Origin of the sequence: Labrenzia sp. OB1 (assembly GCF_001624695.1) — a bacterium.
Lineage (GTDB): Bacteria > Pseudomonadota > Alphaproteobacteria > Rhizobiales > Stappiaceae > Roseibium.
In genome coordinates, this window is the sequence record NZ_JSEP01000003.1 from 380,094 (window position 1) to 402,757 (window position 22,664).

Sequence of the window (22,664 nt, forward strand, 5' to 3'; positions counted from 1 at the left end):
GGCTCCGGTTGGAGGTTTGAACGGTTCAGGAAGCCTGGCGCTGACCTTTGCGGGCGACCGGCGCAGCCGGATCCAGTTCCACCTGACCTTCGACCGCATTGACCAGCCGTTCGCGAATGATTTCCTGACGGCCGATATTAGCGATCTTTTGTCCGGTGAGGTCGGTGACGTAAATAACATCGACGACTTTCTCGCCGAATGTCGAGATATGGGCGGAGCCGATATTGAGGTTGAGCGTGGCAATGCACCGGGTCAGGTCGTAGAGCAGGCCGGGCCGATCCAGACCGGTAATTTCCAGAACGGTATAGACGTCGGAAAGAGAATTGTTGATCAGCACTTCCGAGGCGACCTTGAATGCCTTCATCCGGCCTTTCACGGTGCCCTTTTTGGTCACCGGCTCGGGCAGACGCTCTTCGCCGCGCAGGGCGGTTTCGATGAGCCGGGTGATCCGCTCACCGCGCCGGAGCTCATCCTCGTCATCGGGCAGTTCCCGCCCGATGAAGACCGTATCGAGCGCGAAACCGTCGGTGGTCGTGTCGATCTGCGCATCGACGATGTTGGCGCCGGTGGAATAGCACGAGCCCGCGATGATGGAGAGCAGACGAGGATGGTCGGGTGCGACGATCGTCAGTTCGGTGACCCCTTCGAACGCGCGCGGTGTGACCTGGAAGGCCAGGTGCCGGTTTTCCAGATCCGCCTTGTGAAACAGTTCGGCGTGCGCCGCGAGGCGTTCGGCTTCCGTCCTCAGCCAGTAGGCCGGATAATGGCGATTGAGATAGGCCTTTTTTTCCTTGTCCTTCCAGTGGCCGATCTTGCCGGAGAGCTCATCCTTGGCGTCGCGGATCGTCTGGCTGTGGGACAATTTCGTGTGGCCACCGGACAAGTGCGGTTCGGTGGCGTAGTAGAGAGTTCTGAGCAGCTGGCCTTTCCAGCCGTTGAACACACCCGGCCCGACGGCGCGAATGTCCGCCACCGTCAGGATCAGCAGCAGTTTCAGCCGTTCCAGGGATTGTACGGTCTGCGCGAAATCGGTGATGGTCTTGCGGTCCGAGAGATCGCGCGACTGGGCAATCATGCTCATGTCCAGATGATGCTCGATAAGCCAGGCAACCGTTCCCGTCTCCGCTTCGTTCAGCCCGAAGCGGGGGCACAGTTTGCGGGCGACCCTGGCGCCGGCGATGGAATGGTCTTCCGGGCGGCCCTTGGCGATATCGTGCAGGAACATGGCCACATAAAGCAGCTTGCGGTTCTGCAGCGTGCGGATCAGATCCGTGGCCAGGGGATGATCGTCACCGGAGTTGCCCCGTTCGATGTCCGCCAGAACGCCTATCGACCGGATCAGATGCTCATCGACCGTATAGTGATGGTACATGCTGAACTGCATCATCGCGACGACCTTGCCGAATTCCGGCACGAACCGGCCGAGAACGCCGGTTTCATTCATCTTCCGGATCGTTCTCTCCGGATAGTTGCGCGATGTCAGCACCGAAAGGAACAGGCGGTTGGCTTCCGGATCGTTCCGGAGTTTGGAATCCACGAGTTTCAGAGACTGCTGTATCAGCCGGGTGAGCCGCGGATGCATGTTGTAATTATTCTTGCCCGAGATCTGGAACACCCGCAGGAGATTGGTCGGATCGGTTTCAAATATCGATTCGCTCGCGGCATTGAGGCGGTTGTGTTCAACCACGAATCCCGGGGCGCCCTCTACCGGTTTGGACGCATATGACCCCCGGCTGCCACGCAGCCGCCGCACCATGCCGGAGATGCCCTTGCCCTCCGGCTCCTTGACATGTTCTTCCTCGAGCGCGGCGCAGATGATGCGGGTCAGGTCACCCACCTCCTTGGCAACCAGGAAGTAGTGCTTCATGAAGCGTTCCACATCCTTCATGCCGGGATGCTGGGTGTAGCCAAGACGGATCGCGATTTCACGCTGCACGTCGAAGGACAGGCGTTCCTCCGGCCTGCCGGCCAGGAAATGAAGGTGGCACCGTACCGCCCACAGGAAATCTTCGGTCTTCTTGAACCGCAGATATTCGGAACGGGTCAGGACGCCCTTCTTTACGAGTTCCGACTGCCTGTTGACCCGGTAATGATATTTGGCGATCCAGAACAGCGTATTGAGGTCGCGCAAGCCGCCCTTGCCCTCCTTGATGTTCGGCTCGACAAGGTAACGGGACATGCCCTGGCGCTTGTGGCGTTCGTCCCTTTCCTCAAGTTTCGCGGCGATGAATTCCGAGCTCGTGCCCTCCACCACTTCGGTGTCGAAGCGTTTCACCAGCTCTTCGTAGAGCGGTTCGTCACCCCAGATATAGCGGGCTTCGAGAACCGCTGTCCGGATGGTCATGTCGGAACGCGCCAGCCGGATGCATTCGTCGATATTTCGCGTGGCGTGACCCACCTTGAAGCCGAGATCCCAGAGCATGTAGAGGATGTATTCCACCACCTGCTCGCCCCAGGGCGTCTGCTTGTAGGGAAGGATGAACAGAAGGTCGATGTCCGATCCCGGCGCCAGTGTCCCGCGCCCGTACCCGCCGACCGCCGCGACGGCCATGCGCTCGGCGGCAGAAGGGTTCTTGACGCGGTAGACATGGTGAAGGGCGAAATCGTAGATCACGCGGATCAGTTCATCCTGAAGGAACGACAGCCGCCGCGCGCAGGACAACCCGCCGCCATCCTCGTTCAGCAGCGTTTGAACCTTGTCACGCCCGGTCTTCACGGTTGTTTTCAGTTCGGCCAGAACAGCCGCCCGGACCTTGCTGTCGGAGCCGTCCCCGTCACTGTCCGACGTCAGTGCCGTCAGACGGGCCCGCAGGGCCGCCGAGTCGAAAATTCCGGCGATTTCTTCCTGGGAAAGTTTCATACTGATCTAGAATTCCATACCACAGACGCAAGTCAGTTGCCGTTTATATAGATGCGGCAGGATAAGGACACGTAAATCTGTTTCATGAGTGCACGGTGGCGCGGTCCCGGGCCCTGCCGGTCCGTAGGTTGATACGCCGGGGCAGGGAGTAAAAGATCAGGTCCGGCCCCGACCGGAAAAGAACAGTTGCCGACCCCGGAGACAGCGACGCAACACCCTCAGATATCGTCCTTAGCCGCAGCGACCCGCAATTGATGCAGAAGCGCCGCGAGCGAGTCATCCGACAACCCGCCAATCTTCTTTGCAAGCTGGTTGGCCAGTTCGGTGGCCTTCGGGCTCAGTCCCGCCGTATCGATGGTGACGCGAGGGTCGGACAACTCGGCGAGCCGCTGAATTTCTTCCGCTTCGTCCCAGATGACATTGAAATAGGTGATGATCCGCTGCACCAGGAACCAGGTGGGCTTGCCGCGCTTGCCGTGTTCCAGTGCGGACAGATAGGCGCTGGAGACGGAGAGTGCCGCGGCCATTTCCTTCAGCGAAACGCCTCGTTTCGTCCTGAGTTCCCGGATTTTCGCGCCAAGCGGTGTCACTGTCCTACCTTTTTCTTCGAACGCGGACGTACAGAGCGCCAGCTCCGCCATGGCTGGCATGCGCTTCCTCGTATCCGATTACGACGGAACGCAGGTCTGGCAGGGAAAGCCACTGGGGGACCATTCTGCGCAAAATTCCCCGTTCGTCCATATAGGCCCGTTCCGGGCCTCCCCCTTTTCCGGTAATCACCAGAACGACTTTATGCTGGCGGGCCTGCGCCTGATACAAAAATCCGCGCAGCCGCTCATGAGCCTGGTGCTGGGTGAGACCGTGAAGGTCGATCCGGGAATCGATGGCCTGAACGCCCCGGACGATTTTCCTGCGGAAGCGGTGTTCCAGCTGGTGCAGGGGCTGTGGCGGAGCCGGTTGCTTTTCCGCAGGTGGCGGCTTGATCGCCGTGGCGGTTTTCGCTGTCTTGCCGCTGCCGGACGCTGCCGCGGCCTCAAGGGATTTTGCCAGTTCTTTTTCAAGCTCGGAGGCGCGCTCGGGATGCATGGGTGTCAGCGTGCGGGTAACCTTGCCCCACAGGTCCCGGTCCTCCGGCGAAAGTGTCCCCTTTTTGCCGCGCTTCGACATCCTTCAGTCCGTCGCCGCCGTGCCGCCGGACAGCATTGAATTGGGCACCAATACCGTGAATTCAGCCTTGTGACGGATAGCGCCGGCTATTTGTCCGGCAGTATCGCCCGAACCGGTAAAGAGGTCGCCGCGCGCCCTTCCCCTGATCGCGGAGCCTGTGTCGTCAGCCACCACGAGCCGCGCGAAGTCCTTGCCAGGCCTGAGAGGGTCTTCAAATCCGGATGCAACGAACACCAGTGCGCCGTAAGCAAAGTGTTCGGGATCGATCGCCAGGCTGCGACCGGCCACCAGGGGAAGACCCGTGGCCCCGACCGGACCTTGATCCGGCCCGGCTTCCGTCACTTCCCGGAAGAAGACGTAGGAACGGTTCTCCCGGAAGAGGTCATCGCGCCGGTCCGGATGGTCCGCCAGCCAGGCGCGCAGGCCGGCCATGGTGAAATCTTCCGGCGTGCCCTCGCCGCGCGTTACCAGAAGGCGTCCGATGCCGGTGTAGGGATGGCCGGTCTTTCCGGCGTATCCGACCCGCATCACCGTTCCGTCGGTCATGCGCAGGCGGGCGGATCCCTGCACGTGAATGAAATACGCATCGACCGGATCCGCCAGCCAAACCAGCTCCAGCTGCTCGTCATCGAGGGCGCCGTCCATGATCGCGCCCCGGTCTGGCAGTTCGCTCAGCGTTTCTCCCGTGCGGCGGCCGTGGCTCAGATGCGCCGGCCAGTTTCCCGGCCGGGTTTCCTCCAAGACAGGCTCAAGGCCGGCGGGTTTCTTGTGCAGCGGTACGGAAAACGTCTTGGTTCTGTGGCGGGATGCGGCGACTTCCGGCTCATAATATCCAGTGACAAAGCCGGGTTCGGTGATACGAAACGGGGTGAAGCGGCTTTCGAAAAACTGCCGTGCCGAAGCGGTGGATCCGTCGTAGGCGATCCGTGCGGCCGAACATAGCCGGGTCAGATCGTCCGGCTGTGGCCGAAGGAATTGCGGGCCTGCCGGGAGGGTGACGGCTGGATCGCAGAACCGCAGGAAACTGACCAGGGCCGCCGAATGATCGTCCTGTTGCCAATCGGGAAGGCGGGCGAAGGAGATTTCCTGGAAATGTTCCGGCAAATGCGGGCCTGGCTGCATGGCTGTGGCCGCTCCTGCAAACGAAAGCGGCGCGGTCAGGACCGCGCCAGTCAAAAAAACGGCGAGCAGGGGAGCCAGCGGCGGCCGCATGGTCCATCCCCTGCGCGTCATGATTACTCTGCGGATTCGGTCGCGACCAGTTTCCAGTTCGGATCGCGGGTAGCGGTGTCCCGCGCGAAAGTCCAGATATCGACCACTTCGGTCACCTTGGCGGGATCGCCGTCCACGACTTCTCCCGCCTTGTCCCGTGTTGCGGAGATCAACTGGCTGTGGATTTTCACGGTGACCTGAGCCGTCGAACCCTTGAGGGCCGCTTCGACGATCTCTGCCTTGTCGATACCGACAAAGGTTGATTCGATGGTTTCACCGCGTTTCTCGCGGTCGTCTATCGCGGATACGAAACCTTCGTAGACATCGCCCGAAAGCAGGTTCTTGAGGGCTTTCTTGTCACCGTCGGCGAAGGCCATGACGATCATTTCATACGCGGCGCGCGCGCCCTGCAGAAATGGTTCAGGCTCGAAACTGCGGTCGGCGGACAGAATCTGCTTCAGCGCGCTGTTGAGCGCCGTTCCGGCGGGCGCCATCTTGTCGATGACAACATCCCCGCCCGGGCCTTCCGCTTCCAGGCCTTCCGGCTGGTCGGACGTCTGGTTCGGCAGCGGGATCACGTTATCCGGGCCGTTTGGCTGGCCTTTGGGCTGTTCCGGCTTCGAATAGGGATCGAAGGGAGGACGTTCATTGCCCGTGCGCTTGCCCAAAACCGAGCGCAGCTTGAACAGAATGAAAACCGCTAGTCCCATGAGGAGGAGCGTTACTGGATCAAATATCTCATTCATTTTTTTGTTCCGGCTACCCTTCTAAGGCCTAGAAGCCGCCCCTTGTTTGATCAGGTGAGCGCCGCCCAACGCTCATTGCCTACTGTGTTCATAATTTAGGGGCCGTTGAACCAGCATCCAGACCCAAGAGCAAGACTGAATCTGGCTAAGATCGTCTTTCCTGGAACGCCTGCTCGCATTTTTGTGACCGAATGTCTACCTTAAGGACTAACAGACTATCAGAGGATGGAGGTCCCGTGGGACTTTATATCATTGCCGGCATACTTCTTCTGCCGTTGATCGAGATTGCGGTCTTTATCTGGGTGGGCGGCCTGATCGGCGTTCTCCCGACGATTTTGCTGACGGTAATCACCGCCGTGGCCGGAACTCTTATGCTGCGCCAGCAAGGGTTGTCGCTGCTCATGCGCATGCAGAAGGAGCTCGACGCCGGTCGCTCGCCCGGAAGCGAGGTGATGCAGGGCGCAATGATTGTCGTGGCGAGTATTTTGCTTCTGATTCCGGGCTTTGTGACCGATGCCATAGGCCTTCTGCTGTTTATTCCGCCGATTCGCGAGGCACTCGTCCGCTTCATTCTCTCACGGTCGAACGTCGTCATCGTTCAGGGCGGCACGGTCGCCCGCAGGCCGGGCGACGGTATCGTCGACCTGGACGCTGAGGACTGGTCGGAAAAGAATGGCGGCGGGCCCGAAGGTGCCGCGGGATCCGGCCCGCCGAGGATCAGCCCGTGGAAAGACGACCCGGGCAAGCCCGGATCCTGAAGATTCCTGCCCATCCGGTCACCAAATCGTGACCGGACCTGTATGCGTAATTTTAACCGCCGCAGTTTACATCCTGCGCGAGCGGCATGCATCCGACCTGAATCGCATGGCATGCCCCGGTTAAAACAGGGCAGCGAGAAGATGGGCACAAGTCGCGTTGACTGGGTCGATACGGCCAAGGGCATCTGCATCATCTTCGTGGTGATGATGCATTCGGTGCTCGGTGTGGAGGCCGCCGCCGGCGAGACCGGCTGGATGCACGCCGTCGTCGCTTTCGCCGCGCCGTTCCGCATGCCGGATTTCTTCCTGATTTCCGGCCTCTTTCTCGCCAATGTCATCGCAAGAGACTGGAAGCTCTATCTCGACCGCAAGGTCGTTCATTTCGCTTACTTTTACGTGCTCTGGATGACGATCCAGTTCGCTGTCAAGGCGCCGGTCTTTGTCGGTGACATGGGCGCTGGCGGCACACTGGAGTTTTATCTGCTCAGTTTCATCCAGCCGTTCGGCACCTTGTGGTTCATCTACATGCTGCCGGTCTTCTTCGTCGTCTCAAAACTTGCCCATGACTGGCGTGTGCCCTGGCAGGTGATGCTCGCCGCCGGCGCGCTGTTGCAGATAGCTCCCATCCACACCGATTGGCTTCTCATCGATGAATTCGCTTCGCGTTTCGTCTTCTTTTACGCTGGCTATATTTTCGCACCGCAGATTTTTGCTCTTGCCGCCTGGGCGCGGGAGCGGATCGGGGTCAGCCTCGGTTATCTGCTGATCTGGGGGCTCGTGAACGGCGGTCTGGTTGCGCTCGGCTGGTCGGAAAAGCCCGGGGTTGCGCTGGCCCTCGGTGCGGCAGGTGCCGGCGCCATCATTCTTACCAGTGCACTGCTGGTAAAGGCGGCCCGGCTCGATATCCTGCGCCATTGCGGCGAGAACTCCATCGTCATCTATCTTGCGTTCTTCTTCCCGATGGGTGTCACCAGGGTGATTCTCCTCAAACTCGGCCTTCTGGATATCGGCACCACCTCGCTGATCGTGACGGCGGTGGCCACCGTCAGCCCGATGGTTCTCTTCTGGCTGATCCGCAGAACGAACATGGGCTGGTTCCTGTTCCGGCGGCCCGAATGGGCCTATCTGAACGGGACTTTCGGCAAGAAATCTCAGGCCCAGGCGGCGGAGTGAAGGAGCCGGTGCGGAAATTTTCTCTTTAGGACTTTTCTCATGCTCCGGGTGCGGGCATGATCCGCGCCATGTCGACCCAAGAATCCTCCCCCGCCCTCACCGCTGACGACCATCTCATTCTGGTCGACGGTTCCACCTTCATTTTCCGCGCCTACCACGCGCTGCCACCGCTGACACGCAAGCCGGACGGCCTGCCGGTTGGCGCCGTCTCCGGGTTCTGCAACATGCTGTGGAAGCTGCTGCAGGAGGGCCCTTCTCCGGAAAAAGGTGATGAGCCGACGCATTTCGCGGTGATCTTCGATCATTCCGCAAAAACGTTCCGCAATGACATCTACCCGGAATACAAGGCGCACCGTCCCGATCCGCCCGAGGATCTGGTGCCGCAATTCGGCCTGATCCGCGAGGCGACCCGCGCCTTTTCCGTGCATTGCGTCGAGCAGGAAGGCTTTGAGGCCGACGACCTGATTGCGACTTATGCCCGTCAGGCTGCCAACATGGGCGCGCGGGTAACAATCGTGTCCGGCGACAAGGACCTGATGCAGCTGATCGGGCCGCATGTGAGCATGATCGACACGATGAAGAACAAGACCTTCGGCGAGGTGGAAGTCTTTGAAAAATTCGGGGTCGGTCCGGACAAGGTCATCGAGGTCCAGTCCCTGGCCGGCGACAGTGTCGACAACGTTCCCGGTGTGCCCGGCATCGGTCTCAAGACCGCTGCGCTGCTGATCAACGAGTTCGGCGATCTGGAAACCCTGCTGGCGGAAGCGGGAACCATCAAGCAGAACAAGCGCCGGGAAAACCTCATCGAATTCGCAGATCAGGCCCGCGTCTCGCGGCAGCTCGTCACGCTGAAGCAGGATGTGCCGGTGGAAGTGCCGGTGACCGATCTTTCCGTGACCGCGCTGGATGGACCGAAGGCTGTCGGTTTTCTGAAAGCCATGGGTTTCACCACACTGACAAGGCGTGTCGCGGAGACCGCCGGAGCGGAAGCGGAGACCGTTGAGGCGGCGGCGTTCGAGGTGCCCGGCTGGGATGTTCCGGACCACAAGGGCCGCATTCTGGAACGCAGCGCCTCAAGTGCCGGCACAGCGGCAGTTGGACCTGGAGGAACCGGTGCGGACAAGGCCGGAGCGGGACCCGACGGCATGATGGTGCCGCAGACACTCGTTGAAACCCGCGCCCATGGCATCAGGGCGATCCCGGTCGATTCCAGCACCTATGAGACTGTCACAAGCCTCGACCGGCTGAAGGAATGGTGCGCGGCTGCCTATGAGAAGGGCTATGTGGCCTTCGACACGGAAACCACATCCCTTGACGCCATGCAGGCGGAGCTCGTTGGCCTGTCGCTGGCGACCGAACCGGGCAAGGCCTGTTACGTGCCGCTCGCCCATGTGGACGGCGAGGGCGATCTTCTCGGCGGCGGCGGCCTGCTTCCCGGTCAGATCCCGCTGAAAGAAGCGCTGGAGGTTCTCAAGCCGATGCTGGAGGACCGATCTGTCCTCAAGATCGCGCAGAACCTGAAATACGACTGGCTGGTGATGACCCGTTACGGCATCGACATCGCCCCCTATGACGACACGATGCTGTTGTCCTATACGGTCGATGCGGGCAAGGGTGGCAACGGCATGGACGAGCTGTCCGAGCGCTGGCTCGGTCACAAGCCGATCCCCTTCAAGGAGGTCTGCGGCTCCGGCAAGTCGATGATCACCTTCGACAAGGTTCCCATCGACAAGGCGTCCGCCTATGCGGCGGAGGATGCCGACGTGACCCTGCGCCTGTGGCTGATCCTCAAGCCGCGCCTTGCCGCCGATCACATGGCGACCGTTTATGAAACGCTGGAACGGCCCATGGTGCCTGTGCTGGCGCGCATGGAAAAGCGCGGTATTTCCGTCGACCGGCAGATGTTGTCGCGGCTTTCCGGCGATTTCGCCCAAGGGATGGCGGCACTGGAGGCTGAAATCCATGAGCTTGCCGGCCAGAGCTTCAATATCGGTTCGCCCAAGCAGCTCGGCGACATTCTCTTCGGCAAGATGAACCTGCCGGGAGGCAAGAAGACCAAGACCGGCGCCTGGTCGACATCCGTTCAGGTGTTGGATGACCTGGCCGCCGAAGGTCACGAACTGCCGTCGAAGATTGTCGCCTGGCGCCAGCTTTCCAAGCTGAAATCAACCTATTCCGACGCCCTGCCCGGATATATCAACCCGGAAACCAACCGGGTTCATACGTCCTACGCACTGGCGGCGACCACGACGGGCCGCCTGTCGTCCTCCGAACCGAACCTGCAGAATATTCCCGTCAGGACGGAAGAGGGCCGCAAGATCCGCAAGGCGTTCATCGCCGAAAAGGGGCACAAGCTGGTTTCGGCCGACTACAGCCAGATCGAGCTCAGGGTGCTGGCGCATATGGCTGACATCCCGCAGTTGAAGAAGGCGTTCGATGACGGCCTCGACATTCACGCCATGACGGCCAGCGAAATGTTCGGCACACCGATCGAGGGCATGGACCCGATGGTCCGCCGACGGGCGAAGGCGATCAATTTCGGCATCATCTACGGAATTTCCGCTTTCGGCCTTGCCAACCAGCTCGGCATCGGCCGCGGCGAGGCGGGGGACTATATCAAGACCTATTTCGAACGCTTCCCGGGCATCAAGGAGTATATGGAGGCGATCAAGAAACAGGTTCATGCGGACGGTTTCGTCACCACGATCTTCGGCCGCAAGGCCCACTATCCGGAGGTCAACACCAACAACCCCAACCATCGCGCCTTTTACGAAAGGGCCGCTATCAACGCACCGATCCAGGGCTCGGCCGCCGACATCCTGCGCCGCGCCATGGTGCGCATGGAGGAGAGGCTGGACAACTCGAAGCTGAACGCGCAGATGCTGCTGCAGGTGCATGACGAATTGATCTTCGAAGTGCCCGACGACGAAGTGGATACCGCCATCCCTGTGATCCGGGAGGTTATGGAAAACGCCTGCGAGCCGGTGCTGAAACTCTCCGTCCCGCTTCAGGTCGATGCCCGCGCTGCCCTTAACTGGGACGAGGCGCATTAGGCGGCAGGCAGGTTGTTGCGCTGATCATATGGATGCAGTCGCGGGAAGTTGGCATCTGGCCGGATTCAGCCTGGGAAAACCCGGTTGACGGATCGTATCTTCAATGCGCCCGGGAGCCGGGTGGGTGTTGCTGCCGCTGATCGGCAGCCGCAGGAAGACTACACCACCCGCAGGTCCGGCTGTAGTTTGCCGGCCAGTGGCGAGCGCGGTGCAATCGCGTTTTCCAGCAGCTCGTTGAGGTGCTTCTCGAGATAGTCGACGATGGGCGATTGTGTTTTCGACTGGGTGTAGATCGCCAGTTCCGTCGAGGGCAGGCTCGGGAAGCCGTTGTGTTCCTTGAGAATCTTGAACCCGTCGAGAATGGCTCCCGAGGGCAGGCAGCTGATGCCGGCTCCCGACAGCACGGCCACCTGGGCGGCGGCGACACTTGTTGTCGTGATCCGCTCGTACCATTGCTTGCCGGTACGGGCGAGAGCGGTGAACACCAGCTCACGGAAAGGACATGGCTCGGGGAACAGGATCAGCGGCAGCGGGTCTGTCAGTGAACAGGATTCGCCCACCGCCCAATGCAGGGGCTCCTCGACGACACCACCGGGTCTGGCTCTGGATGGCGAAACCAGCGCGATTGCGAGATTGATCTCGTTGTTGGCAAGCATTTCATGCAGCGTCGCGCTGTCGGCGACCGTCATTTCCAGCTTCACATTCGGGTGGATCTTCACGAAATTGCAGAATATCGATTGCAGTTGACCGGTCGCGTACCACTCCGGCAAACCGACATGGACGGTTCCTGTCAATTCGGGCGCCGACAGGCGCAGACGAGCCTCGTCGTGGGATTTGAGAATGTCTGTCGCGTGCTGATACAGGATTCGTCCGGCCGCAGTCAGATTCATGGTGCGGGCGTTGCGTTCGATCAACGGTTTGCCCACTCGTTCTTCCAGACGTCTGAGCTGGGTGCTGACACAGGGCTGCGTTCGGTTGAGCTTGGAGCCGGCATGGGTGACATTGCCGGCCTCGGCAACGGCGACAAAAGCTTCCAGCAACTCGATACTAAATCGGCCGGTGGTCATGGTTCAGTGTCTCCGTTTCGACGAAAAACCGCAGTTTGGCTGAACTCTGCAATCCAAGTAAGTTTAAGCATAACGTTCTATTATGGGGCGCTGCAATTATAAATTTATATCTCGAAAAAAAATCCCGTAATCCGGGAGTCCCTTTCGTCAATGTGGGTATTCGATATGACTCTAGCGCTTTCAGCCGGCCAAACGGACTATCGGGAAGCAACCGAACCCCTCCTGTCGCTGCAGCAAAGAGTGCATCGAACGATTGCCTGTCACACGGAGTTCAGCCTCGACCGCATCGTTACTCAGGACAACAGGGTGAAATACACCAATGCCGGCCGGCGGGAGAGCGCCACCGATCATCTTGACGAAGTCTTCAGGCTCATGCGGGAACTGAACCTGACCGGCGTCGGCTCCCCGACACTGGGCTGCCTGAGCGAAGACGGCACGTCCTTCCGGGAAGCTCTCCTGCAGATCTGCGCGCAAATCGCCGGGACGGTCGGCTCGGGACCGCTGGTCTATGTCGAACTTGGACCGGAACCGGTGAAGACCGGCTTCATACTCAGGACACTCATGGAACTGGGCGTCGTCATAGACCGGTACATCGCGGTCGACATCAACCCGATGTCGGTGTCGCATATGCGGCCGGCGCTGCAGGAAATTCTGCCCGAAACGCCTCTGGAATTCATCACGACAAGCTTTGACGCCTTCCGGCTGAGCGATGCCGTCGAGGCCAGTGGCCCAGCCGCACTTGTTACCATGCTGGGCTTTCAGGAAGGCAACGACGATCCCTACACGGTGAACGGCTGGCTGCGCGACATCGTGCGTCCGGGCGATTTACTCCTGTCGGAAAGCCAGCTTCATGCCGCTCCGCAGATCGGGAAGATACCGGAATTCTACGCCCATCCGGCCATGCAGCGGTTCTCGCGCATCGCCTTTGAACAGGCTATCGACGCCACGTCTCCGACCTTGAACAGGTTCTTTCTGCTGCCGGTTGCCTTCCAGGATGGCCAGACAGCCAAGGTCGCCATCCTCGGCGAAGAATTTTCCAGCGCAATCAATGGAAGAAACTTGCACGTTTCCAACTTCTGCCTGAAACTCACACTCGAGCAGTATCGCTATTACAGGCGGCACGGCGGATATTTCGAGATTGTCGGCGAGACCCTGACTGATGACGAAACACTTCATTTTCAGCTCTCGCGCCGGAAATAACGGGGACGCCGCAATGACCCGCAGTGTAACCGCCGCGGGTCTCGCGATGGTGGCCGTGACATACGGTCTGGCGCGCTATTGCTTCGGACTTTTCCTTCCGGAAATTCGACTGGAATTCGGCCTGTCTCCGGAGATGATCGGGCTGATCGCCGGTGCGTCCTACATGGGGTACCTGGCCGCGACCTTTGCCGGATCCTGGTTGTCCACTGCCGTCGGACCCCGTTTACCCATCCTTCTGGGCGGCTTTGCCGCAGCTTCAGGCATGGCGATCATCGGCGTTGCTCCGGACCCCTGGACCCTCGCGCTCGGCGTCTTCATCGCCGGAACCAGCCCGGGTCTCTCCTACCCGCCCTTCTCGGATGTCATCGTCCGTTACACCGAGCAGCGCCGGCAGAACTCCGTCTATGCCTGGATCAATTCCGGCACCGGTTTCGGTGTGGCCTTTGCCGGGCCGCTGGCGCTCTACGCGGGCGAAAACTGGCGTCTGGCCTGGCTGATCTTCGCCGCCGTTGCGCTGGCCGTCACCTTCTGGAACATGGCCACGCTGCCGAAGCGCACCATCTTGCCGGGAAAGACGGCGATGAGGGGATCGCTCGCCTTTCTGTTTCACAGGGCCGCCAGACCGCTGTTTGTCGCGGCGCTTCTTTTCGGGGTCATCACGGCGGTTTTCTGGACCTATGCCGTCGAACTGTTATGGACTCTCACCGGCAACCCCCGCGACTCGGTCCTGTTCTGGATCGTGCTCGGGATTGCCGGTGTGACAGGCTGTTTTGCCGGTGGGTTCGTCGACAGATGGGGGCTGCGCCGCACTTTTCTGGTGTTGGCGCTGGCGGTCGGAGCGGCCATCGGAGCATTGCCACTGCTGATCGGCACCAGGCTTGGGATTTATCTGTCGGCGGCCAGCTTCGGCACCGGCTTCATTGTGATGACCGCTCTGTTTGGCATGTGGAGCATGCGGATATTCCGGGAAACCCCGTCCATCGGCTTCGGCTTCACCTTCTTCCTGCTGTCTCTTGGCCAGGGGGTCGGTCCGGTCGTCGGCGGTTTCATGATACCGGTGATCGGTCATTCGGCGCTCTTCGTGGCGGCCGGTGCGCTGTGTTGCGGATTGACACTGTTCAAAATACCGGAATAAGCAGAAAGTAGGGCATAACACCGCATTATGGTGGCGACCATCCGTATAACCGCTATTTGCTGGCATTCCTGATGATTGTAGGGTTCATTCAGGCACGCAATGATTGATAAGGAAGTCACGGTTGAACCCATGATCGTATCCTCTAAGAGAAAAAAAGACGTTCAACTCGACATGGCGCTTTGCCGCGCGATGTTCGAAAAGGACCCGGACAGGATGATCGAACTTGTTTCTGAATGGTTGGAAGTCAATCGGCTCACCACAAGCGACAGATTCTGCGTTCCCCGGTATCTGGAAGACGTGCTTGCTCGCGCCAATGGCTACACAGGAAACTGGCGCCGCAATCTGGCGTCCTGAAGACAGCGCAAAACAGGTGGCTGGCTTTCTTTGAAGGCCTGCTGAACTGTCGGACCTATGCAATGCCTCGAGCGCCGGTGAGGACGCATATCGGGCACCAGCTATGGTGCCCGTAGCCCAAACGGACAGGCCACGTTTCCGGCGGTGCGCGGTGCCGCTGCCGGAGGCTCAAACCTCCCTGAAAATTCATTCGTTCCACATTTGTTCTTGCGCCTTTTGTCCTTGTGTGCTTGTTTTGGATACACTTTCAAGTAGAGCGTGTTGAAGAACCCACACATGGTCAGCAAGGTAACAACGGTCGCGTTTCAGGGAATTGAGGCAGTGCCTGTGGATGTACAGGTGCATGTCGGTCCGGGCATGGTGGCCTTCACCATTGTCGGCCTGCCGGACAAGGCGGTGGCCGAAAGCCGCGAACGTGTTCGTGCCGCCCTGTCAGCTTCCGGCCTGGCGCTGCCGGCCAAACGGGTGACGGTCAATCTGGCTCCTGCCGACCTGCCCAAGGAAGGCTCGCATTACGACCTGCCGATCGCGCTGGGCGTCATGGCGGCTATCGGTGCGATCCCGGCGGAGTTCCTGACTGGCTTCGTTGTGCTCGGGGAACTCGGCCTCGATGGCACGCTGGCGCCCGTCGCCGGCGTTCTGCCCGCCGCCATGGGCGCAAATGGGCTCGGCAAGGGCCTGATCTGTCCCGAGGCGAGCGGTGGTGAGGCCGCCTGGGCCGATCCCGATATGGATATTCTGGCACCCCGCTCTCTCATTCAGCTCGCCAACCATTTCAAGGGCACGCAGGTCCTTTCCCGCCCCGCGGCGAAACTTCAGGGACGCGCGGGCGACATGCCGGATCTCGCCGAGGTGAGGGGACAGGAAAGCGCCCGCCGGGCTTTGGAAATCGCCGCTTCCGGTGGCCACAATCTTTTGATGACCGGTCCTCCGGGCTCCGGCAAGTCGATGCTGGCCAGCAGATTGCCTTCGATCCTTCCGCCGCTGACCCCGCGCGAGCTTCTGGAAGTCTCGATGATCGCCTCGCTGGCCGGAGAGTTGGCCGAAGGCAAGCTGACCGACCGCAGGCCGTTCCGCGCACCGCATCATTCCGCCTCCATGGCGGCCCTTGTCGGCGGCGGTCTGAAGGCCCGGCCGGGGGAAGTCTCGCTCGCCCATAATGGCGTGCTGTTTCTGGACGAATTGCCGGAGTTCAATCCGCAGGTGCTCGACAGCCTGCGCCAGCCGCTGGAATCCGGCGAGGCGGTGATCGCCCGCGCCAATCACCGGGTCACCTACCCGGCGCGGATCCAGCTGATTGCCGCGATGAACCCCTGCCGCTGCGGCCATGCCGGTGAACCCGGCCATCAGTGCCGCCGGGGCGAGCGCTGCGTGACCGACTATCAGACCCGCGTTTCCGGGCCGTTCCTCGACCGGGTAGACCTGAGGATAGACGTCCCGGCCGTGACTGCCGCCGATCTGATCGGTCCGGCGGAGGCCGAGCCTTCCGCCGTGGTTGCGCAGCGTGTTGCCGAGGCGCGCAAGATTCAGGAACAGCGCTTTCTGGAATTCGGTGTTTCCTGCCGGACCAATGCCCAGGCCCCGGCTGCCATCGTCGAGACCATGGCAAAGACCGACGATCAGGGCCTCGTCTTTCTGCGCCAGGCCGCCGAAACGCTGCAGCTCAGCGCCCGAGGCTATCATCGCGTTCTGAAACTGGCCCGCACCCTGGCCGATCTCGACGGCCAGGACAGCGTCAGCCGCATCCATCTTGCCGAAGCAATGAGTTTTCGCGGCCAGGATTTGTCACGCCGGGCGGCATAGGCGGTCCTGTCAGGCGCTTTCTTTTTCTGGATCATGTAGCGTTTAACGGGATTCATGGTTTCAGCAAGTTGCTCGCGGCAGCGTTTGCGCCGCAAATGCGTTCGGGCGACGTCCTGGGCCCAGTTTCATGCGACATGCTCTGACGGCAGGACCACCACGGCCCAGTGACAGCATATTAGAGTCCGTGCCCGTGATTTTTCCGGCTATGCTGGGCGCCACTCCCTCAAGCATTGGAACCACATCATGGCTCATCCGCCCCGCCGTCATACCAGCGCCATCGAAAGGGCCGAATCCCTTTTCAAGTCGGCGACGACAAAGCCGGTCGCGGAAGCGCCGAAAGCCGCCGGAACGGCATTGCCCGTGGGAAAGGAAACCGTGTCCCTGCGTCTCGACCGGGATGTCCTGGCCCATTTTCAGGAAGACGGCCCCGGCTGGCAGGACCGTATCAACGCAGCCCTCAGAAAAGCCGCAGGTCTGAACTAGGGCGTGTCGCGTTCAGGCGGGTTCCTGAACTCAGTTTACCGCGACATGTTCTGGAAAGGTGGGCTGCGGACGAGCACGCATGCGGCATCCGCGCCGGTTTGAACGGAGCCGCACTTTCCCGCGCGGCGGATCGGTGCTGTAGTGGCGCTTCGATTCAAGTCAGGAAAGTGCGCGGTATGTCTTCGGATGGAGTGTCTCACGGCTATGAGGGCGGGCGGCTGAATCTGCCCTTTGTCGGCATATGCACCTTTGGAAAATACCCTTATCAACCGGATTGGGATGCCATTGATGCGGATGTCGCGGTGATGGGGGCGCCTTTCGATATGGGCACCCAGTGGCGTTCCGGCGCCCGTATGGGGCCGAGGGCCATCCGCGAAGCCTCGACGCTGTTTTCCTTCGGCCATGGTGGCGCTTACGATTTCGAGGACGACATCACCTATCTGCCCGCGGAAACAACGCGCATCGTCGATATCGGCGACGCGGACATCGTCCACACCGACACGGTGGAAAGCCACAGGCGGATCGAATTCGGTGTCCGCAAGATCCTGGAGGCCGGCGCCCTGCCGGTGGTCCTGGGTGGCGATCACTCGGTGAACATTCCCTGCATCAACGCCTTCGACGGGCAGGAACCCGTGCATGTGGTGCAGATCGACGCGCATCTGGACTTTGTCGACGAGCGCCACGGCGTGCGTTACGGCCACGGCAATCCCATGCGCCGCGCGGCGGAAAAAACCTATGTGACCGGGCTTTCCCAGATCGGCATCCGCAACGTTTCGTCAACGGCGCGAGAAGGCTATGAGGATGCCCGCCGCATGGGGTCCGACATCAAGTCGGTGCGCCACGTGCGCAAGCTCGGGATCGAAGGGATGCTGGCCCGTATTCCGGAAGGTGCCCGCTACTACCTGACCATCGATATCGACGCCTTCGATCCCTCCATAGCCCCGGGCACGGGAACGCCCAGTCATGGAGGGTTCCTGTATTACGAGGTGCTGGAACTGATCGACGGTCTTGCCAGACGCGGAACGATCGCGGGCCTGGATCTGGTGGAGGTCGCGCCGGATTACGATCCGACCGGCTCCACCAGCACCCTTGCGGCGCAACTGCTCATGAACACCATCGGAAGGGTTCTGCACCATCGGCAAGGATAACCGGCTGACGTCGTCCCCGCTCCGGTCCGCCTGCTCTACAGCCCTTCGAACAGCGCCGTCGACAGATAGCGTTCTGCGAAGGAAGGGATGATCACGACGATATTCTTGCCGGCCATCTCGTCCCGCTGACCGACCCGGATTGCGGCGGTCAGGGCCGCGCCGGAGGAAATACCGACCGGTACGCCTTCGGTCCTGGCGACCTCGCGGGCCATGGCGAAGGCATCCTCGTTGGCGATGGTCTGCACTTCATCATAGACGGATGTGTCCAGAATGGACGGGATGAAACCCGCGCCAATGCCCTGGATCTTGTGCGGCCCCGGCTGTCCGCCGGACAGGATCGGGCTGTCCGCCGGTTCCACCGCAACCACATGCACATCGGGTTTGCGCGTCTTGAGCACCTGGGACACGCCGGTGATGGTGCCGCCGGTGCCGATGCCGGAAACGAAGACGTCCACCTTGCCGTCCGTGTCGTTCCAGATTTCTTCCGCCGTGGTGTTGCGGTGAACTTCCGGGTTGGCCGGATTTTCGAACTGCTGCGGCATCACCGAGCCCTCGATCTCGCCCAGCAGCTCCTCGGCGCGGGCGATCGCGCCCTTCATGCCTTTCGGGCCTTCGGTCAACTCCAGTTCCGCGCCCATGATCTTGAACATCTTGCGCCGCTCGACGGACATTGTCTCCGGCATCACAAGGATCAGGCGGTAACCCTTGGCGGCGGCAACGAAGGCGAGAGCGATACCGGTATTGCCGGATGTCGGCTCCACCAGTGTGGTCTTGCCAGGAACGATCCTGCCGCCAGCTTCCATCGCCTCGATCATGGCGACACCGATACGATCCTTGACGCTGGAGATCGGATTGAAGAATTCCAGCTTGGCCAGCAGATTGCCCTTCACGCCATGAGTCTTCGCGAGACGGTCCAGTCTGACAATCGGCGTGTCGCCGATGGTATCCGTGATGGAGGAATAGATTTTTCCCCGGCCGCTGGTCTTGATGGTCATCGATGTCTCCCTGGAGCAACCTGTTCGCGTTGGCAGCACAGGAAAGCCGTGCAACCCTGATTGGTTGGTGGGCTAAGATAATACGGCCATTGGAAACTTTTAAGGGGTTTGAGATCCCTTTACCGCCGCGCGGGTAAAACCTTTTTTCCTGAAAAGCTCATGTTTTGGAAAACAGCAGGTCCGGAAGCTCCGTCATGGTCTCGAAAAGCACCGCGCCCGCCGCCCGCATCGCATTCCGGTCGCAGGCCGGATCCTCGACAAAGGCGAAGGCGCTCATGCCGGCGGCTCCGGCAGCCAGGACGCCCGGCACGCTGTCCTCGATGACGGCGCAGGTGTCCGGCCGGTGGCCCATCATCCGGGCGGCAAGCAGAAAGACATCCGGTGCGGGTTTGCCTTTTTCGCACTCCTCGGCCGAAAACAATTTGTCGCTCAAGCGCGGCAACAGACCGGAGCTGCCGAGCGTCGTTTGCATTTTCCGGTATTTTCCCGAAGAAGCGACGCAATAGGGCACCTTGCGCCGGTCCAGATCGTCCAGAACCGCCTCGATGCCGTCAATGGCGGCCACACCGGCCTTGAAGGCCTCCAGATCCCGGACGCGCACCTGGTCCGGCCAGTCTGACGGCAGGGCCAGGCCGGTCAGCTCCTCGACAAGCGCCTGCACGTCTTCCAGTGTCCGGCCCATGAACTGTTGCTGGCATTCCGGTCCGGTCATCGGATAGCCGAGTTCCGTAACGATGGCGGCCATGTTCATGTTCGCCATGCGTTCGGTATCGACGAGAACGCCGTCGCAATCAAAAATGACAAGACTTGGCTTCATGAGAGCTCCCCGGCGGTTCAGCTTCGGCCGGTCGAACCGAAACCGCCGGTTCCGCGCGCGGTATCCGTCAGGTCGGCGACTTCCTGAATGTGCGCCTGAAGCACGGGTGCGATCACCATCTGTGCAATCCTGTCGCCGCGGCTGATTTCGAACGGCGCGTCGCCGTGATTGATCAGAATGACTTTCACCTCGCCGCGATAATCCGCGTCGATCGTTCCGGGCGTGTTCAAAACGGTGACGCCGTGTTTGGCGGCAAGGCCGGAGCGCGGCCGGACCTGTGCCTCGAAGCCGGCCGGCAGGGCCATGGCGAGTCCGGTGGGAACCAGCGCTCTCGCTCCCGGAGCAAGAATCAGTGATTCGCCGACGGCGGCGAGAAGATCGAGTCCCGCAGCCAGATCGGACTGATAGGCGGGAAGAGGCAGGTCCTTGCCGTGGTCAAGGCGCTTCAGTTCCAGGGAAATTTGCATCGTCGGTTTCCGGCTGTGAGGTACCGGCTGAGTGACGATATTCGGCGCGTGCTGTCAAGAAGCGGACAGTAATTGCGGTAAGCATAATGATTGAAGAAATAGCCATACCTACTTGCAGTCGCGGCGTTCTCCTGAAACACTCCGGCGCATCACGATAGTGCCACGGCTGCGGGCCGTTTTGGGAGACAATCAATATGAGACAATTGATATTTGCGATTATGGCCTTTGCGATGCTTGCATCGGCGCCGGCCGTCGCACAGACCGTCGGCTTCGCCGAAGCCATCAAGATGCTGGGCGCGAGTTGCGGCAAGGACATCGAGACCTATTGCAAGTCCGCTTCCCTTGCCAACAACGGGATCACCAACTGTCTTGAAGAAAACAAGGCTAAGGTCTCTGCGCAGTGCAATGCCGACCGGGTGACTGTCCTGTCGTTGATCCGGGAACGCCTGGCAGCCCAGGCATCGGTCGCCAAGATCTGCAGCCGCGACTCCGCGCAATATTGCAAGGGTGTCAAGGAAGGCGCCGGACATATTCTTCGCTGCCTGTTGAAAGCCAAACCTTCCGTCAGCGCGAAATGCAACACCGCCATCGATATGGCCGGTTACCGCTAACACCGGTTTTTGGAGAATACCTATGAGAACATATCTTCTGGCCGGTCTTTCGGCGGCAATACTCGCCGTTTCCAGCGTCGGCGTTGCCGCACAAACCAAACTGAACCGCAATGAAATCATCAACTCCCTTCAGGGTGCGCAGCAGGAGGTGGACCTGACCGCCGACCAGATGCAGAAGGCGGCGATCGAGAATATCCGGAAATATCCCGGAGCCAATTCTCCGCACGACATGCCTCTGTCGGCCAAGTTGGCGACTTTGCGCCAGTTCAATGTCGAAATCACCTTTGACTTCGATTCCGCCCGCATCCGCCCGGAATCATACGAGACGGTCGGGGTGATCGCCGACGCGCTCCACACGCCATATCTGCAGGGACAGACCTTCGTCATCGTCGGTCATACCGACGCGAAAGGCCCGCGCCAATATAACCTGGACCTCTCCATCAAACGCGCGCAAGCAGTGCGCGAGGCGCTGGTGACAACCTTCCAGGTCCCGGCGCAGTATCTGTTTGCCGTGGGTCTTGGCGAGGAACAGCTACGCGATCCGTCCAAGCCTGATGCGGCAATCAACCGGCGCGTCCAGTTGATCAACCTGGGCTATAAATAAACAGCTCAGGGCAAGGCAGGCTCAAAGAAGCCTGAACGATGCCATGGTTTCCCGGTTGATTGTTCAAAAATCCGGAACAAATAATCTCCGGAATACGATCTACCGGGAACCGCCGAACTCTCTATCTTCTAAAGACAATAAGATGGAGATCCGGGGAGTGGCACGGTGACAGACATGCAATCCGGCGGCGGCGCGATGTTTTTTGCGCACGGCGCGCCGACGCTCGCGCTGGAAGACACGGCGGCGAGCCGCTTCCTGAAGTCCTTCGCCGCCGGCCGTCCGGAGCCGAAGGCGATCCTCATTCTTTCTCCGCACTGGGAAACAGACGGGCTGAAGCTGTCCGCGCCTGGACCGTTGCGCACCTATCACGACTTCCGCGGCTTTCCTCGGTCCCTCTACCAGATTTCCTACCCTGCCGTGGCAGGTGAGGATCAGGTCGGCGAGGTCGCGCGCCTGCTGAAAGCCGGCGGCCACGAGTTTGATCCGGACAACAGCTGGGGTCTGGATCACGGCGCCTGGGTGCCTCTTTCGCTTGCCTACCCGGCGGCCGATATCCCTGTGAGCGCCTTGTCCCTGCCCCACGACAGCACTCCGGCTACGCTTTTTGCCCTTGGGCAGACCCTTGCTCCTCTCAAGGAACAGGGCGTTCTGATTGTAGGTTCCGGCAGCACGACCCACAATCTCGGTGAGATCCAGCCGCAAGGCTCGGCGGTGCCGGACTGGGCGACAAAATTCGACCTCTGGCTGGACGACGGGCTGCAAACCGGCTCTATCGACAGTTTCAGCGCTCTCAACTCCGGACCGGAATTCCGCCGCAACCACCCGACGGAAGAACACCTCCTGCCGCTTTTCTTTGCCTTCGGAGCGGGAGGACCGGATCGAAAATCGAACCTCCTGCACCGCAGCTATGAATACGGCACGATCAGCATGAGCTATTTCGAGTTCGCCGGGCAGGCCTGACAGCCATCTTCTCCCGCTGCTTCATCAACTCACGTGTGGATCGCTTCAGGA

Annotated in this window: 21 protein-coding genes; 12 read left to right on the forward strand and 9 right to left on the reverse strand. The window is 60.6% G+C overall.

Annotation, left to right across the window (positions count from 1 at the left end; genetic code table 11):
• Positions 1-25: 25 nt before the first annotated feature.
• The 5 genes from OA90_RS06290 to OA90_RS06310 form a co-directional block, all read right to left on the reverse strand.
• Positions 26-2,860 (reverse strand): [protein-PII] uridylyltransferase, encoded by a 2,835-nt coding sequence (locus tag OA90_RS06290; protein WP_068408580.1) that lies wholly within the window; start codon positions 2,858-2,860, stop codon positions 26-28.
• A 218-nt stretch (positions 2,861-3,078) separates the two neighbouring features.
• Positions 3,079-3,450, reverse strand: coding sequence for a helix-turn-helix transcriptional regulator (locus OA90_RS06295; RefSeq protein ID WP_068408582.1), 372 nt, complete (start codon positions 3,448-3,450; stop codon positions 3,079-3,081).
• A 4-nt stretch (positions 3,451-3,454) separates the two neighbouring features.
• Entirely contained in the window at positions 3,455-4,027 is a 573-nt protein-coding gene (locus tag OA90_RS06300; RefSeq protein WP_068408584.1) for a Smr/MutS family protein, read from the reverse strand.
• A 3-nt stretch (positions 4,028-4,030) separates the two neighbouring features.
• Positions 4,031-5,260, reverse strand: coding sequence for an MltA domain-containing protein (locus OA90_RS06305; protein ID WP_208985990.1), 1,230 nt, complete (start codon positions 5,258-5,260; stop codon positions 4,031-4,033).
• 2 nt (positions 5,261-5,262) lie between these two features.
• Positions 5,263-5,985, reverse strand: a complete 723-nt coding sequence (locus OA90_RS06310; protein ID WP_068408586.1) for a Tim44/TimA family putative adaptor protein — start codon at positions 5,983-5,985, stop codon at positions 5,263-5,265.
• Positions 5,986-6,221: 236 nt separating this feature from the next.
• Here OA90_RS06310 and OA90_RS06315 point away from each other — a divergent pair, with 236 nt between their 5' ends.
• The 3 genes from OA90_RS06315 (at position 6,222) to polA (ending at position 10,969) form a co-directional block, all read left to right on the forward strand.
• Positions 6,222-6,743 (forward strand): FxsA family protein, encoded by a 522-nt coding sequence (locus tag OA90_RS06315; protein ID WP_068408588.1) that lies wholly within the window; start codon positions 6,222-6,224, stop codon positions 6,741-6,743.
• A gap of 111 nt (positions 6,744-6,854) precedes the next feature.
• The gene (locus OA90_RS06320; RefSeq protein ID WP_208985992.1) at positions 6,855-7,916 is read left to right on the forward strand and encodes an acyltransferase family protein; all 1,062 of its coding nucleotides are present in this window, start codon (positions 6,855-6,857) and stop codon (positions 7,914-7,916) included.
• Between the two features lie 56 nt (positions 7,917-7,972).
• On the forward strand, positions 7,973-10,969 hold the full coding sequence (gene polA, locus OA90_RS06325; RefSeq protein WP_068408592.1) for a DNA polymerase I: 2,997 nt from the start codon (positions 7,973-7,975) through the stop codon (positions 10,967-10,969).
• A gap of 158 nt (positions 10,970-11,127) precedes the next feature.
• Here the strand turns inward: polA and OA90_RS06330 are convergent, their stop codons facing one another.
• Positions 11,128-12,036, reverse strand: coding sequence for a LysR family transcriptional regulator (locus OA90_RS06330; protein ID WP_068408594.1), 909 nt, complete (start codon positions 12,034-12,036; stop codon positions 11,128-11,130).
• A 165-nt stretch (positions 12,037-12,201) separates the two neighbouring features.
• Here OA90_RS06330 and OA90_RS06335 point away from each other — a divergent pair, with 165 nt between their 5' ends.
• From OA90_RS06335 to OA90_RS06360, 6 genes are all read left to right on the forward strand, one after another.
• The gene (locus tag OA90_RS06335) at positions 12,202-13,236 is read left to right on the forward strand and encodes a hypothetical protein (RefSeq protein ID WP_156510402.1); all 1,035 of its coding nucleotides are present in this window, start codon (positions 12,202-12,204) and stop codon (positions 13,234-13,236) included.
• A gap of 13 nt (positions 13,237-13,249) precedes the next feature.
• Positions 13,250-14,371, forward strand: a complete 1,122-nt coding sequence (locus OA90_RS06340) for an MFS transporter (RefSeq protein ID WP_068408598.1) — start codon at positions 13,250-13,252, stop codon at positions 14,369-14,371.
• Between the two features lie 129 nt (positions 14,372-14,500).
• Complete coding sequence (locus OA90_RS06345; protein WP_208985994.1) at positions 14,501-14,725, forward strand: hypothetical protein; 225 nt, start codon at positions 14,501-14,503, stop codon at positions 14,723-14,725.
• Positions 14,726-15,001: 276 nt separating this feature from the next.
• Entirely contained in the window at positions 15,002-16,528 is a 1,527-nt protein-coding gene (locus OA90_RS06350) for a YifB family Mg chelatase-like AAA ATPase (RefSeq protein WP_068408602.1), read from the forward strand.
• Positions 16,529-16,771: 243 nt separating this feature from the next.
• Complete coding sequence (locus OA90_RS06355) at positions 16,772-17,011, forward strand: BrnA antitoxin family protein (protein WP_068408604.1); 240 nt, start codon at positions 16,772-16,774, stop codon at positions 17,009-17,011.
• A 176-nt stretch (positions 17,012-17,187) separates the two neighbouring features.
• Positions 17,188-18,159 (forward strand): agmatinase, encoded by a 972-nt coding sequence (locus OA90_RS06360; protein ID WP_156510403.1) that lies wholly within the window; start codon positions 17,188-17,190, stop codon positions 18,157-18,159.
• A gap of 35 nt (positions 18,160-18,194) precedes the next feature.
• Here the strand turns inward: OA90_RS06360 and cysK are convergent, their stop codons facing one another.
• The 3 genes from cysK to dut all read right to left on the reverse strand — a co-directional run bounded on the left by cysK (position 18,195) and on the right by dut (position 20,438).
• A complete protein-coding gene (cysK, locus tag OA90_RS06365) occupies positions 18,195-19,154 on the reverse strand; it encodes a cysteine synthase A (protein WP_068408605.1) in 960 nt (319 codons plus the stop codon).
• Positions 19,155-19,311: 157 nt separating this feature from the next.
• The gene (locus OA90_RS06370) at positions 19,312-19,971 is read right to left on the reverse strand and encodes an HAD-IA family hydrolase (protein ID WP_068408607.1); all 660 of its coding nucleotides are present in this window, start codon (positions 19,969-19,971) and stop codon (positions 19,312-19,314) included.
• A gap of 17 nt (positions 19,972-19,988) precedes the next feature.
• A complete protein-coding gene (dut, locus tag OA90_RS06375; protein ID WP_068408609.1) occupies positions 19,989-20,438 on the reverse strand; it encodes a dUTP diphosphatase in 450 nt (149 codons plus the stop codon).
• Positions 20,439-20,632: 194 nt separating this feature from the next.
• Between dut and OA90_RS06380 the strand changes: the two genes are divergently transcribed.
• From OA90_RS06380 to OA90_RS06390, 3 genes are all read left to right on the forward strand, one after another.
• The gene (locus OA90_RS06380) at positions 20,633-21,049 is read left to right on the forward strand and encodes a hypothetical protein (protein WP_244274552.1); all 417 of its coding nucleotides are present in this window, start codon (positions 20,633-20,635) and stop codon (positions 21,047-21,049) included.
• A gap of 22 nt (positions 21,050-21,071) precedes the next feature.
• Positions 21,072-21,653, forward strand: a complete 582-nt coding sequence (locus tag OA90_RS06385) for an OmpA family protein (RefSeq protein WP_068408611.1) — start codon at positions 21,072-21,074, stop codon at positions 21,651-21,653.
• 174 nt (positions 21,654-21,827) lie between these two features.
• On the forward strand, positions 21,828-22,613 hold the full coding sequence (locus tag OA90_RS06390; protein WP_068408613.1) for a class III extradiol ring-cleavage dioxygenase: 786 nt from the start codon (positions 21,828-21,830) through the stop codon (positions 22,611-22,613).
• The last annotated feature ends 51 nt before the right edge of the window (positions 22,614-22,664 follow it).

What these genes read in the sequence shown, in the direction of transcription:
- OA90_RS06290 (WP_068408580.1), bottom strand. Translation starts at nt 2,860, where the DNA reads ATGAAACTTTCCCAGGAAGAAATCGCCGGAATTTTCGACTCGGCGGCC.
- OA90_RS06300 (WP_068408584.1), bottom strand. Translation starts at nt 4,027, where the DNA reads ATGTCGAAGCGCGGCAAAAAGGGGACACTTTCGCCGGAGGACCGGGAC.
- OA90_RS06305 (WP_208985990.1), bottom strand. Translation starts at nt 5,260, where the DNA reads ATGACGCGCAGGGGATGGACCATGCGGCCGCCGCTGGCTCCCCTGCTC.
- OA90_RS06310 (WP_068408586.1), bottom strand. Translation starts at nt 5,985, where the DNA reads ATGAATGAGATATTTGATCCAGTAACGCTCCTCCTCATGGGACTAGCG.
- OA90_RS06320 (WP_208985992.1), top strand. Translation starts at nt 6,855, where the DNA reads ATGCCCCGGTTAAAACAGGGCAGCGAGAAGATGGGCACAAGTCGCGTT.
- polA (WP_068408592.1), top strand. Translation starts at nt 7,973, where the DNA reads ATGATCCGCGCCATGTCGACCCAAGAATCCTCCCCCGCCCTCACCGCT.
- OA90_RS06330 (WP_068408594.1), bottom strand. Translation starts at nt 12,036, where the DNA reads ATGACCACCGGCCGATTTAGTATCGAGTTGCTGGAAGCTTTTGTCGCC.
- OA90_RS06335 (WP_156510402.1), top strand. Translation starts at nt 12,202, where the DNA reads ATGACTCTAGCGCTTTCAGCCGGCCAAACGGACTATCGGGAAGCAACC.
- OA90_RS06340 (WP_068408598.1), top strand. Translation starts at nt 13,250, where the DNA reads ATGACCCGCAGTGTAACCGCCGCGGGTCTCGCGATGGTGGCCGTGACA.
- OA90_RS06345 (WP_208985994.1), top strand. Translation starts at nt 14,501, where the DNA reads ATGATCGTATCCTCTAAGAGAAAAAAAGACGTTCAACTCGACATGGCG.
- OA90_RS06350 (WP_068408602.1), top strand. Translation starts at nt 15,002, where the DNA reads ATGGTCAGCAAGGTAACAACGGTCGCGTTTCAGGGAATTGAGGCAGTG.
- OA90_RS06355 (WP_068408604.1), top strand. Translation starts at nt 16,772, where the DNA reads ATGGCTCATCCGCCCCGCCGTCATACCAGCGCCATCGAAAGGGCCGAA.
- OA90_RS06360 (WP_156510403.1), top strand. Translation starts at nt 17,188, where the DNA reads ATGTCTTCGGATGGAGTGTCTCACGGCTATGAGGGCGGGCGGCTGAAT.
- cysK (WP_068408605.1), bottom strand. Translation starts at nt 19,154, where the DNA reads ATGACCATCAAGACCAGCGGCCGGGGAAAAATCTATTCCTCCATCACG.
- OA90_RS06370 (WP_068408607.1), bottom strand. Translation starts at nt 19,971, where the DNA reads ATGAAGCCAAGTCTTGTCATTTTTGATTGCGACGGCGTTCTCGTCGAT.
- dut (WP_068408609.1), bottom strand. Translation starts at nt 20,438, where the DNA reads ATGCAAATTTCCCTGGAACTGAAGCGCCTTGACCACGGCAAGGACCTG.
- OA90_RS06380 (WP_244274552.1), top strand. Translation starts at nt 20,633, where the DNA reads ATGAGACAATTGATATTTGCGATTATGGCCTTTGCGATGCTTGCATCG.
- OA90_RS06385 (WP_068408611.1), top strand. Translation starts at nt 21,072, where the DNA reads ATGAGAACATATCTTCTGGCCGGTCTTTCGGCGGCAATACTCGCCGTT.
- OA90_RS06390 (WP_068408613.1), top strand. Translation starts at nt 21,828, where the DNA reads ATGCAATCCGGCGGCGGCGCGATGTTTTTTGCGCACGGCGCGCCGACG.